Genomic DNA, 12933 nt, shown 5'->3' with positions numbered 1-12933 from the left:
GCACCCTTGGTTACCAAACATTGCTTAAGTGCGATGCTTACTCTTGGTCCAACTCGATATTAATACCAAGTGAACGAATTTCCTTCAACAATACGTTGAAAGACTCAGGCATGCCCGGTTGCATCTGATGGTTACCGTCGACGATGTTTTTATACATCTGAGTACGACCGTTAACGTCATCTGACTTAACTGTTAGCATTTCTTGTAGAGTATAGGCAGCACCGTATGCTTCTAGTGCCCACACTTCCATCTCACCGAAACGCTGACCACCAAATTGAGCTTTACCGCCCAATGGTTGTTGTGTAACTAAGCTGTACGAACCCGTAGAACGAGCGTGCATCTTATCATCAACCAAGTGGTTCAATTTAAGCATATACATGTAACCAACGGTTACTTTACGCTCAAATTCGTTACCGGTACGGCCGTCACATAATGTCAACTGGCCAGACTCTGGTAAGCCTGCAAGAGCAAGCATTTGCTTGATCTCTTTCTCTTTAGCACCGTCGAATGCTGGTGTAGCAATTGGAATACCACCTTTAAGGTTGGTCGCCAAGCGCACCACTTCATCATCAGTGAACGAATCGATATCAACGCGCTGAAGCACGTCATCACCTAACTCATATACCTGCTTGATGTAACCACGAAGTTCAGCAATTTCGCGCTGCTCTTCAAGCATAGCGGTAATTTTATTACCGATACCCTTCGCTGCTGCGCCCATGTGGACTTCCAGTACCTGACCAATGTTCATACGCGATGGTACGCCCAGTGGGTTAAGTACGATGTCTACAGGATTACCTTCTTCATCGTATGGCATGTCTTCAACAGGACAAATCTTCGAGATAACACCTTTGTTACCATGACGACCCGCCATCTTGTCACCAGGCTGGATAGTACGTTTAACTGCAAGGTAAACCTTAACAATCTTCAGTACGCCAGGAGCCAAGTCATCACCTTGGGTGATCTTACGACGCTTGATTTCAAATGTCTTATCAAAGTCAGCTCTTAGCTCTTCGTGCTGTTCAGCTAACTGCTCTAATTCAGTTTGTTTGGTTTCATCGTCGATAACTTGAATTAATACGTCTTTACGTGGGATCTCAGCTAACTTAGCCTCAGAGTAACCGACAGACAGTAACAAGTTACGAGCACGGCCCAATACACCTTCTTCAAGGATCTTGAACTCTTCACCTAAGTCTTTACGAGCTTGGCGAACGTGCATATCTTCAATTTCAAGCGCGCGCTTGTCTTTCTCAACGCCGTCACGGGTAAATACCTGTACGTCGATGATGGTGCCTTTGACTGAGTTAGGAACACGTAATGAGCTGTCCTTAACGTCAGAAGCTTTTTCACCAAAAATAGCTCGGAGTAGTTTCTCTTCTGGCGTTAACTGTGTTTCACCCTTAGGTGTCACTTTACCCACAAGAATGTCGCCACCCTTCACTTCTGCACCAATATAGACGATACCTGATTCATCTAATTTAGATAAAGCAGATTCCCCAACGTTTGGAATATCAGCAGTGATTTCTTCGCTACCCAATTTAGTATCACGAGCAATACAAGAAAGCTCTTGAATATGGATAGTGGTGAAACGATCTTCTTGCGCAACGCGCTCAGAAATTAAGATCGAATCTTCGAAGTTATAACCGTTCCAAGGCATAAATGCGATGCGCATGTTCTGACCAAGCGCCAAATCACCTAAATCGGTAGATGGACCATCAGCCAATACATCACCACGAACCACTGGCTCACCAACTGAACAACAAGGACGTTGGTTGATACAAGTGTTTTGGTTTGAACGGGTATATTTAGTTAGATTGTAAATGTCGATACCCGCTTCACCTGCGTGTAGCTCATCTTCATTCACTTTAACTACGATACGGCTAGCATCAACATAATCAACCACACCGCCACGTTTAGCAGCAACAACCACACCAGAGTCAACAGCAAGAGTACGTTCAATACCCGTTCCGACTAACGGCTTATCAGCACGTAAAGTAGGTACTGCTTGACGTTGCATGTTTGCACCCATCAATGCGCGGTTAGCATCATCGTGTTCTAAGAACGGAATTAATGATGCCGCAACAGAAATAATCTGTTGTGGAGATACGTCCATATACTGAACATCTGCTGCACGCATAAAGGTTGACTCACCTTTGTGACGACAAGCAATTTGCTCTTCAACCATGCGGTTATCAGCATCAATTTCGATGTTAGCCTGAGCAATGACATATCGGCCTTCTTCGATTGCTGATAAGTATTCAACTTCATCAGTAATCACACCATCAATCACTTTGCGATAAGGTGTTTCTAAAAAGCCGTAAGAGTTAGTGCGCGCAAAACTTGCTAACGAGTTGATTAGACCAATGTTTGGACCTTCAGGGGTCTCAATTGGACATAAACGACCGTAGTGAGTTGGATGTACGTCACGAACTTCAAAACCAGCACGTTCACGAGTCAAACCACCAGGACCAAGCGCAGAAATACGACGCTTATGCGTGACTTCTGACAACGGGTTGTTTTGATCCATAAACTGTGACAACTGTGAAGAACCGAAGAATTCTTTCACTGCCGCAGAAATTGGCTTCGCATTAATTAAGTCTTGTGGCATAAGCTCGTTTAAATCGCCTAAAGATAGACGTTCACGAACAGCACGCTCAACACGGACTAAACCAACACGGAACTGGTTTTCAGCCATCTCACCCACGCTACGAATACGACGGTTACCTAAGTGGTCAATATCGTCGACTTCATCATTACCGTTACGGATTTCGATGATTTTCTTCATAACGCAAACGATGTCTTCTTTAGACAGCACGCCACGACCTTCGTCTTCAGCAATCTCAAGACGACGGTTGAACTTCATACGACCTACTTTAGATAAGTCATAACGTTCTTCACTGAAGAATAGATTTTGGAATAAACCTTCAGCTGCATCTTTGGTTGGTGGCTCGCCAGGACGCATCATACGGTAGATTTCAACTAACGCTTCTAAACGGTTAGTTGTTGAATCAATGCGTAATGTGTCGGCAATATAAGCACCATGATCAAGGTCATTGATAAATAAAGTATCAATATTCTTGATTCCAGCAAGTGATAAGTTAGCTAAATTTTCTAAGCTAATCTCGCTGTTTGCTGTCACTAACACTTCACCGGTATCTTCATCGATGTAGTCTTGAGCAGCATATTTACCAACAATATAATCTACTGGTACTTCTAGCTCAGTAGTGTTGGTTTTTTCAAGTTGCTTAATATGACGCGCAGTAATGCGACGGCCAGCTTCAACGAGTAAAGAGCCTTCAGCATCTTTAATGTCATAGCCTGCAGTTTCACCACGAAGACGGTCAGGCACAAGTGCCATTACTAATGAGTCTTTTTTAATCTTAAACTCAATACGCTCGAAGAATAAATCGAGGATATCTTGAGTTGAATATTCAAGCGCACGTAAAATAATAGTCGCCGGTAATTTACGACGACGGTCAATACGAACGAATAGAGCATCTTTAGGATCAAATTCAAAGTCAAGCCATGAACCACGGTAAGGAATAATACGTGCGTTATACAGCACCTTACCAGAAGAGTGGGTTTTACCACGGTCATGATCAAAGAACACACCTGGAGAACGGTGTAACTGAGACACAATTACACGCTCAGTACCGTTAATAACGAAAGTACCGTTATCAGTCATCATGGGGATATCACCCATGTAGACTTCTTGCTCTTTAATGTCTTTAACAGTACCAGCAGCAGCTTCACGGTCAAACAACACCATGCGTAATTTCACGCGAAGTGGGGCTGAATAAGTAACACCGCGGATCTGACATTCTTTCACATCAAAAACTGGCGCACCTAGCTTGTAGCTGACATATTGAAGCTCAGAATAGCCAGAGAAGCTCTTGATAGGAAAAACGCTACGGAATGCGGCTTCAAAGCCACGCTCACCCGTAGGGTCCTGATCGGTGAATTTCTTAAAAGAGTCTAACTGGATAGACAATAAATAAGGAATGTCCAAAACTTTTGGACGCTTACCAAAGTCTTTGCGAATACGCTTCTTTTCAGAATAGGAGTAAACCATGGGTTTCCTCTGCTTACGAGATGTGACCAAGACTGAAATAATATAATTAAATCAGCACGTTTGCCCATCACCGTTGATGGCAAGAACCTAACCAGTAATCTCTGCTAGGGACTGCTAAAACTGGCGATAAACGGTGAAAAAAAATCGCCTGCGCATAAAGCGCAAAAAAGGCCGACGGTTAAAAAACCGCCAGCCTTCACCCAATTACTTGGGTGATGCAAGCTAAATTATAGCTTACTTAACTTCAACAGATGCACCAGCAGCTTCTAAACTAGCTTTAAGTGTTGCAGCTTCTTCTTTAGACACAGCTTCTTTAACTGCGATTGGAGAAGATTCAGCCATAGTCTTAGCTTCTTTCAGGCCTAAACCTGTAGCGCTACGAAGCGCTTTAATAACTGATACTTTGTTTTCGCCAAATGATGTAAGAACTACATCAAATTCTGTTTGCTCTTCAACAACAGCAGCTTCGCCGCCGCCTGAAACTACTGCAGCTGCAGCAGAAACGCCGAATTTCTCTTCCATAGCTTCGATTAGTTCAACAACTTCCATTACAGACATTGCTGCGAAAGCTTCTAAGATTTGGTCTTTAGTGATAGACATTAGAAATATTTCCTATTGTTCTGAATTCAATTTTATTAAGCTGCCTGCTTAAAATTAAGCGGCGTCTTGTTTTTGATCGCGAAGGGCGGCCAATGTACGAACGAATTTGCCAGCAGATGCTTCTTTCATAGTCATCATCAACTGAGCTAGTGCTTCTTCGTATGTTGGTAGTTTCGCTAAACGATCAATATCAGCTGCAGGGATAAACATCCCTTCGAAAGCTGCACCTTTAACTTCAAATTTTGCTTGTCCCTTAGCGAAGTCTTTTAAAAGACGCGCTGCTGCACCTGGGTGCACATTAGAGAAAGCTATCAAAGTTGGGCCGGTGAACGTATCTGCTAGGCACTCAAAAGCTGTACCTTCAACTGCACGACGAGCAAGAGTGTTACGTACTACACGTACAAACACACCATTTTCGCGAGCAGCTTTACGCAGACCGGTCATAGCACCTACAGTCACGCCGCGTGAATCGGCAACAACTGCAGAAAGTGCACCTTTGGCAGCTTCGTTGACTTCAGCAACAATTGCCTTTTTGTCTTCGAGTCTTAATGCCATTGGCTTTACTCCTGGATTCTACCTAGGGAATTCCCTAGTATTTACCAAATTAAACACCTATGTGTTTAATTACTTACGGTGCAGATTTCCAGTAAAAAAATTTAGCTGGGGCCTGACACCGTCTACGCTGGAAATTAAGTCAATCTGACGATTAACACCTGCGGTCTTGGACGGAAACCGACTCTATTATCCAAAAATTCGAAAATTAATGAATAAAAGCGGCTTCAACCCACAAAGTGCGCGTATTATAGACTAATACGCGCTCCTTGTATATTACTTCGCTTCTTCCAAAGAACTCTGGTCGATAGCAACGCCTGCACCCATAGTGGTAGAGACGCTTATTTTTTTCACGTAAATGCCTTTAGCAACTGCAGGCTTAGCCTTTTTCAGTGCTGACACTAACGATTCTAAGTTTTCTTTCAACTGTTCGGTAGTAAAAGTTACTTTGCCGATAGTTGTATGGATAATACCATTTTTGTCGTTTCTGTAACGAACTTGACCGGCTTTGGCATTCTTAACGGCTTCAGCAACATTTGGCGTTACTGTACCCGTTTTAGGGTTAGGCATTAAACCACGAGGGCCTAAAATTTGACCTAACATACCAACAACGCGCATTGCATCTGGAGAGGCAATAACAACATCAAAGTTCATTTCGCCAGCTTTAACTTGTGCAGCTAGATCTTCCATACCCACAAGTTCTGCACCAGCAGCTTTAGCCGCTTCAGCGTTAGCACCTTGTGTGAATACAGCAACACGAACGTCACGACCAGTACCGTGTGGAAGTACAGTAGCACCACGCACGTTTTGATCTGATTTACGAGGATCGATACCTAGGTTAACAGCAACGTCAACACTTTCAACAAATTTAGCAGTTGCTAATTCTTTTAAAAGTATTACAGCTTCGCTGATGTCATACTGTTTTGTTACATCAACTTTTTCGCGAATAACGCGACCGCGCTTAGTTAGCTTTGCCATTATATTAATCCTCTACTACCAAACCCATTGAACGTGCAGTACCTTCAATTGAGCGAGTCATCGCTTCAATATCAGCACCAGTCATATCAGCGGCTTTAGATTCAGCAATTTCCTGAACAGCGCTACGCTTGATAGTTCCTACTTTATCAGTATTAGGACGGCCAGAACCTGATTTCAGACCTAGTGCTTTAAGCAGTAGGAAAGATGCAGGTGGAGTCTTAGTTACAAAAGTAAAAGAACGGTCACTATAAACGGTGATAACAACAGGGATCGGCATACCTTTCTCGAACTTTTCAGTACGAGCGTTGAATGCTTTACAAAATTCCATGATGTTCACACCTTTTTGACCTAAAGCAGGACCAACTGGTGGAGACGGGTTTGCAGCGCCAGCTGCTACTTGTAGCTTAATATAAGCTTCAATTTTCTTTGCCATGTCGACATATCCTCAATTTGGGTTCAAACGCATTTTGGCGACATGCCAATATGCTCCCCTGAAAACAACGGGTGCGAATTATATAAAAAACTACACTCGCAAACAATATTTATTTGTATTTATTTTAATCAGCTCTTTTCGACCTGATGAAAATCTAATTCTACTGGTGTTGAACGACCGAAAATCATCACAGAAACCTTAATACGGTTCTTTTCATAATCGACTTCTTCAATAGTACCGTTAAAGTCTGCAAATGGACCGTCGCACACACGAACAACTTCACCAGGTTCATACATAATACGATGAGTTGGAGATTCAACAGTATCTTGAAGACGTTGAAGAATAGCGTCAGCTTCTTTGTCAGAAATCGGTGACGGGCGATCTGATGTGCCACCAATAAAGCCCATTACACGAGGAATACTTTTGACTAAGTGCCAACTATCATCATTCATTTCCATCTGGACTAGTACATAACCAGGGAAGAATTTACGTTCACTTTTACGACGTTGACCGGCACGCATTTCAACAACTTCTTCAGTAGGAACTAAGATCTCACCGAAGTACTCTTCCATATTGTGCATTCTGATATGTTCGAGCAGTGTTTTAAGCACACGGCCTTCGTAGCCCGAGAAAGCTTGGATCACATACCATCTTTTTTTCGCTTCTGTAACTTCAGTCATTTTCAGATGCCTATACGCCAGTAATTAAATTGACTACTCGTAACAATATTGCATCTAATCCCCAAAGGATTAATGCCATTACAGCAGTAGCTGCAAGTACAATAAAAGTAGTGTTTAGCGCCTCTTGGCGAGTTGGCCAAACAACTTTACGCACTTCAATATGTGCTTCACGCGCAAAAGATTGTGCCTGCTTACCCTTGCTTGTCTGCAGCGCAATGACACCTGCAATAGCAAAGGCAATAATGACCCCAGCAACACGGGCCACTACATTAGCATCTGCATAAAATTGATTGCCTATAACAGCAGTAGCAACTAGCAATGCTGCTACGCCCCACTTAACGATATCCAAAGAATCACTCTGGTTTTCAATATTTGTTTTCATCGGTTAATTCCGTTACTCACTACGACCTGAGCTTAGCTTGATAAACAACATATTTACCAAATCCGCATTTCCGAACTTTCCCAGAAAATGCATAAGCACAGGGTCCAAAATCGGTCATAGATTGTATTCTTATTCAGCTTTATTCGCAACAATGCAGGTAGGGTATGGTTAAAAAATCAATCAAAAAATCAAATTTTGTTGTCAACTTCACCCTAAAAACAAAAAAGGAAGCCGAGGCTTCCTTTTTCAGTGTTCACTAAAGTCGCTATTACGCGATAATTTTAGCTACAACACCTGCACCAACTGTACGGCCACCTTCACGGATAGCAAAACGTAAACCGTCATCCATCGCGATTGGGTAAATCAGTGTAACTACCATCTTGATGTTATCACCAGGCATAACCATTTCTACGCCTTCTGGTAACTCAATTGTGCCTGTTACGTCTGTTGTACGGAAGAAGAACTGTGGACGGTAGCCTTTGAAGAATGGAGTATGACGTCCGCCTTCTTCTTTGGACAACACGTAGACTTCTGACTCAAACGTTGTGTGTGGGTTAATTGAACCAGGCTTAGCTAGTACTTGACCACGTTCAACATCATCACGCTTAGTTCCACGTAATAACACACCACAGTTTTCGCCAGCACGACCTTCGTCAAGTAACTTACGGAACATTTCTACACCAGTACAAGTCGTTTTAGTTGTTGGTCTAACACCAACAATTTCTACTTCGTCTGATATACGAACGATACCACGTTCAACACGACCGGTTACCACTGTTCCACGACCTGAAATCGAGAATACGTCTTCGATTGGTAGTAGGAACGGCTTATCGATGTCACGCTCTGGCTCTGGAATATAAGTATCTAAAGCTTCTGCAAGCTCAAGAATTTTAGCTTCCCACTCTGGCTGGCCTTCTAGTGCCTTAAGCGCTGAACCTTGGATTACTGGTAAATCATCACCTGGGAAGTCGTATTCTGAAAGAAGCTCACGCACTTCCATTTCTACTAATTCTAGTAATTCTTCGTCATCTACCATGTCACATTTGTTCATGAATACGATGATGAAAGGGACACCTACTTGACGAGAAAGCAAGATGTGCTCACGTGTTTGTGGCATTGGGCCATCAGTAGCAGCTACTACTAAGATTGCGCCGTCCATCTGTGCAGCACCGGTAATCATGTTCTTAACATAATCCGCGTGACCTGGACAATCTACGTGTGCGTAGTGACGTAATGGTGTGTCATATTCGATGTGAGAAGTATTAATTGTAATACCGCGCTCACGCTCTTCTGGAGCGTTATCAATTTGAGCGAAGTTACGAGCTTCACCACCATATGTCTTAGACAAAACGGCAGAAATTGCTGCTGTTAAGGTTGTTTTACCATGGTCAACGTGACCGATGGTGCCCACGTTTACATGGGGCTTGTTACGTTCAAATTTAGCTTTTGCCATGGTATTGCCTCAGTCCAACTATCTTGGTGATGAAAACACATATAGTAAAAATCCGATGCATAAAATGACATCGAATCGATTATTTAGGGTTAGGAAGCTTATTCATAACAGGCTGGTGTTGGTAGGCATATTCGTACTACCGACCTCACCCTTAACAAGGGTGCGCTCTACCAACCGAGCCATATCAGCGAACAAATTTGGAGCGGATGGCGGGAATCGAACCCGCGTTATCAGCTTGGAAGGCTGGAGTAATACCATTATACGACATCCGCGCAACCTATTTAGGCTACCTAACTACCTAGAAAATGGTGGAGGGAGAAGGATTCGAACCTTCGAAGGCTGAGCCGTCAGATTTACAGTCTGATCCCTTTGGCCACTCGGGAACCCCTCCAGAAAAATGGTGCCGGCACCAAGAGTCGAACTCGGGACCTACTGATTACAAGTCAGTTGCTCTACCAACTGAGCTATGCCGGCGCATCATTTCGGGTTCGGATATTAGGTAAATGTGCCTCGGAGTGCAATAGCTAAATGGTAAAAAACCTAAAAAAAGTTTCAAATGACGCTTTTTTGCACTCATTTTGTATAGAAAGTGTGATTTGCAGACAAATGTAATTAGTGATTAATACAAATGAAGACCAAACTATTGTCGCCATTTATTCGATAGTGTAATGTGCCTGACCAAACTAGAGGAATGGTAATGAACCCAATTAACTCAATACAAGATGCACTCTACTTTGCTTTTCAGCGCAAGCATTGGGCTGAATTACGCAAATCGGTGCCGCTCACATTGAGTCAGGCTGAATTAGAAAACCTGCGTGGTATGAATGAAAAGCTGTCTTTAGACGAAGTCACTGACATTTACCTTCCCCTCAGTCGTTTACTGAATTTATTTGTCGGCTCTAAGCAACAGCGTGGACTGGTTCTTGATAATTTTCTCGAGCAGAGAGCATCTCCAGGTCCGTATATTATTAGTATCGCAGGAAGCGTTGCGGTTGGTAAGAGTACCACAGCGCGAATATTACAAGCGTTATTGCAACGTTGGCCTGAGCATCCTAAAGTTGATTTAGTCACCACTGATGGTTTTTTATATCCATTAGCAGACCTTAAACGCAAAGGATTATTACAGCGTAAAGGCTTTCCTGAAAGCTATGACATGAAAATGTTAGTGGAATTTATTTCTGCGGTAAAAGCAGGTAATGAAGAAGTTATTGCCCCACTTTACTCGCATGTGACATACGATAGACGCTACGATGAACATCAATCCATATGTCAGCCTGACATTTTAATCTTAGAAGGCTTAAATGTACTGCAAACAGGCTTAGACAGCCCGGTTGATACAAGGAGGCCGTTTGTTTCAGATTTTGTAGATTTTTCTATTTATGTCGATGCTGAAGAATCATTACTGAAAGACTGGTACAAACAACGATTTTTACAATTCAGGCAAGGTGCATTTAGTGATCCAAACTCATTTTTTCATCACTATTCATCTCTATCCGATGATGAAGCTAATGATATTGCGGCGAACATTTGGGATACTATTAATGGGCCGAATTTATCATTAAATATTCGGCCAACGCGAGAGCGGGCCCACCTCATTTTACAAAAGGGACCAAATCACTTAATGGACCGCGTTTTATTGAGAAAATAATAACATATGAGCCTATAACTAGGCTCATGTTTACCCTCTACAGTGCTGACCTAAGACTAATTTCACCACCTAGATAGCGCTTAACACCTTGTTCGGTTTCAAGTATTAACGCCCCTTGTTCATCAATACCTCGGTAAATACCACTAACTGAATTAGGGGCCATTAACAGGGTAACATCACGATTAACAAATAAATCAAATTCATTCCAGCGGTCTAAAAAAACCTCTAACCCTTTCTGCTCGAATAACTGCAGATCAGCCTTAAGGGTTTTATGCAGTTTAATCAATAGCTCGGTTTTATCAGGCATACTCATCAAACTGGATAGGTCACTCCATGGCTGGTCAATAAGCTCACCTTGCTCAGCAGACATACTCATATTAATACCAAAACCAAGCACTAGTTCGGTTTGTTGGTCTGTGCAATGAGAGATTTCCACTAAAATTCCTGCCAATTTCTTATGATCAAGGTAAATATCATTTGGCCACTTTAATCCCAATCCTTGGACACCAAAATTTGATAATGTTTTAGCAATAGAACAGCCAATAACGAGGCTTAAACCACTTGCTTGGCTAATATCGCCATTTAAGCGCCAAAACATAGAGGCATAAATATGGTGACCATAAGGGGATAACCACTGTCTTCCTCTTCTTCCTCGGCCGGCAGATTGATATTCAGCAATACAAATATCACCGGATTTTAGTTCAGCAGCATGTCCAAGCATAAAAGCATTAGTGCTTGTTGTTTCATCAAAATAAAAACAGCGCCCATCAACACCATTAACAAGATGTGACTCATTTACCAACGACAGTGGCTTTGCTAATTTATAGCCTCGGCCCTTTACACTATATATTTCAATACCATAGTCTTTCAATGCATCAATATGCTGATTAATTGCCGCACGAGAAAGCGATAAAGACTGCGCAATGACCTCACCCGAAACAAAACGATCATGGTGTAAACACGCTAATATTTGGCGCTTGCGTGACCAATGTTCATTCATTTTATTTCTATCTCCCCAACTGAACCCATAATCCTAGGCTCGGGTTGTAATGTGACCGCAAACTTGTCAAAAACCATCTGGATGACGTATTTCGCTAATTGACAGACTTGTTTGCCAGTAGCGTGACCGAGGTTAACCAACACCAAAGCTTGATCTTGATGAACGGCAGCATCACCGATATTAACCCCTTTTAAACCGACGTAATCGATTAACCAACCTGCAGCAAGTTTATATTGACCATCAACTTGTTGATAAGCGACCAGGTCAGTAAAACGAAGTTTAAGTTGATTATAAGCCTTAGTTGAAACTAGCGGGTTTTTGAAAAAACTACCGACATTGCCTAATACCTTAGGATCTGGCAATTTTGATTGGCGAATGTGGCAGACGCAATCAAATATCTGCTTGGCTGTGACTGTCGATGGCTCAAAGTGTTGCAAAGGCCCATAATCTATTACAGGCACCCAATGCTTAGCCAATTTCAGTGTGACCTCGGTAATTACGGCTACATTATTGAGTTGTTTTTTAAAAATAGACTCACGATATCCAAAATCACATTGTTGGTTGTTAAAACGAACCAAGTGTCCTGTATCGAGTTGTAAAAACTCTATCTCGTAACAGAACCGATTAAATTCAACACCATAGGCACCAATGTTTTGTATTGGTGCCGCACCTACAGTCCCAGGGATCAGAGCCATATTTTCTAAACCATCAATCTGTTTTTGCAAACAGGACTCAACTAGGTTATGCCAATTTTCGCCGGCTTGAATGGTGATATATTGATAATCATCATCTGCAGTAAACTGTATCCCTTTTGTAGAGACTTTTACCACAGTGCCATCATAATCTTCAGTAAAAACCAAATTACTGCCGCCGCCAAGCACCAACATAGGCAACTGTTGTTTATACAATTTATTACAAATATCAATGAGTTCAGCTTTGCTCGTCACTTCAACAAGTGAAGTGCAATTCTGCTGAAGAGCAAAGGTATTAAACGCTGCCAAAGATATAGACATAGAAAATCAACTTTATAAAGAATGCGGTTATTGTAACAGGGAAGATAACTTTAAATTAGTTTGTTTCTGTTTAAAAAAGCAGGTTATTTAAGGTAAATTTGATTTAATAGAGCAAATAAAAGTAT

At 42.2% G+C, this 12933-nt stretch carries 11 protein-coding genes and 4 tRNA genes; 1 reads left to right on the top strand and 14 read right to left on the bottom strand.

The features are described 5' to 3' along the window. Window positions 1-37 precede the first annotated feature (37 nt). The 12 genes from rpoB to EGC80_RS05710 form a co-directional block, all read right to left on the bottom strand. On the bottom strand, window positions 38-4069 hold the full coding sequence (gene rpoB, locus EGC80_RS05765; protein WP_101033697.1) for a DNA-directed RNA polymerase subunit beta: 4032 nt from the start codon (window positions 4067-4069) through the stop codon (window positions 38-40). A gap of 234 nt (window positions 4070-4303) precedes the next feature. Continuing rightward, entirely contained in the window at window positions 4304-4669 is a 366-nt protein-coding gene (gene rplL, locus EGC80_RS05760) for a 50S ribosomal protein L7/L12 (protein WP_101033695.1), read from the bottom strand. A gap of 54 nt (window positions 4670-4723) precedes the next feature. Next, window positions 4724-5224 (bottom strand): 50S ribosomal protein L10, encoded by a 501-nt coding sequence (rplJ, locus tag EGC80_RS05755; RefSeq protein WP_101033693.1) that lies wholly within the window; start codon window positions 5222-5224, stop codon window positions 4724-4726. 273 nt (window positions 5225-5497) lie between these two features. Continuing rightward, complete coding sequence (gene rplA / locus EGC80_RS05750; protein WP_101033691.1) at window positions 5498-6199, bottom strand: 50S ribosomal protein L1; 702 nt, start codon at window positions 6197-6199, stop codon at window positions 5498-5500. A gap of 4 nt (window positions 6200-6203) precedes the next feature. Further along, complete coding sequence (gene rplK, locus EGC80_RS05745; protein WP_124013989.1) at window positions 6204-6632, bottom strand: 50S ribosomal protein L11; 429 nt, start codon at window positions 6630-6632, stop codon at window positions 6204-6206. A gap of 128 nt (window positions 6633-6760) precedes the next feature. Further along, window positions 6761-7312, bottom strand: a complete 552-nt coding sequence (nusG, locus tag EGC80_RS05740; protein WP_101033687.1) for a transcription termination/antitermination protein NusG — start codon at window positions 7310-7312, stop codon at window positions 6761-6763. Between the two features lie 10 nt (window positions 7313-7322). Then, window positions 7323-7694: a preprotein translocase subunit SecE gene (gene secE / locus EGC80_RS05735; protein ID WP_101033685.1), complete on the bottom strand. Its 372-nt coding sequence runs from the start codon at window positions 7692-7694 to the stop codon at window positions 7323-7325. Window positions 7695-7962: 268 nt separating this feature from the next. Then, window positions 7963-9147, bottom strand: coding sequence for an elongation factor Tu (gene tuf, locus EGC80_RS05730; RefSeq protein ID WP_101033683.1), 1185 nt, complete (start codon window positions 9145-9147; stop codon window positions 7963-7965). A gap of 113 nt (window positions 9148-9260) precedes the next feature. Next, window positions 9261-9336 (bottom strand) — tRNA-Asn (locus EGC80_RS05725). Window positions 9337-9345: 9 nt separating this feature from the next. After that, window positions 9346-9419 (bottom strand) — tRNA-Gly (locus tag EGC80_RS05720). 34 nt (window positions 9420-9453) lie between these two features. Then, window positions 9454-9538: transfer RNA gene (locus tag EGC80_RS05715), tRNA-Tyr, on the bottom strand. 7 nt (window positions 9539-9545) lie between these two features. Then, window positions 9546-9621 (bottom strand) — tRNA-Thr (locus EGC80_RS05710). A 223-nt stretch (window positions 9622-9844) separates the two neighbouring features. Between EGC80_RS05710 and coaA the strand changes: the two genes are divergently transcribed. Continuing rightward, window positions 9845-10795, top strand: coding sequence for a type I pantothenate kinase (coaA, locus tag EGC80_RS05705; RefSeq protein WP_124013988.1), 951 nt, complete (start codon window positions 9845-9847; stop codon window positions 10793-10795). Window positions 10796-10832: 37 nt separating this feature from the next. Here the strand turns inward: coaA and birA are convergent, their stop codons facing one another. Both birA and murB read right to left on the bottom strand, forming a co-directional pair. Beyond that, window positions 10833-11795: a bifunctional biotin--[acetyl-CoA-carboxylase] ligase/biotin operon repressor BirA gene (gene birA / locus EGC80_RS05700; RefSeq protein ID WP_124013987.1), complete on the bottom strand. Its 963-nt coding sequence runs from the start codon at window positions 11793-11795 to the stop codon at window positions 10833-10835. Continuing rightward, complete coding sequence (gene murB / locus EGC80_RS05695; protein ID WP_124013986.1) at window positions 11792-12808, bottom strand: UDP-N-acetylmuramate dehydrogenase; 1017 nt, start codon at window positions 12806-12808, stop codon at window positions 11792-11794. Before murB ends, birA begins: the two co-directional genes overlap by 4 nt. Window positions 12809-12933 lie beyond the last annotated feature (125 nt).

Source organism: Shewanella psychromarinicola (assembly GCF_003855155.1).
In the GTDB taxonomy this organism is placed as follows: Bacteria; Pseudomonadota; Gammaproteobacteria; order Enterobacterales; family Shewanellaceae; genus Shewanella; species Shewanella psychromarinicola.
This window is presented reverse-complemented; position numbering and strand designations above follow the sequence as displayed.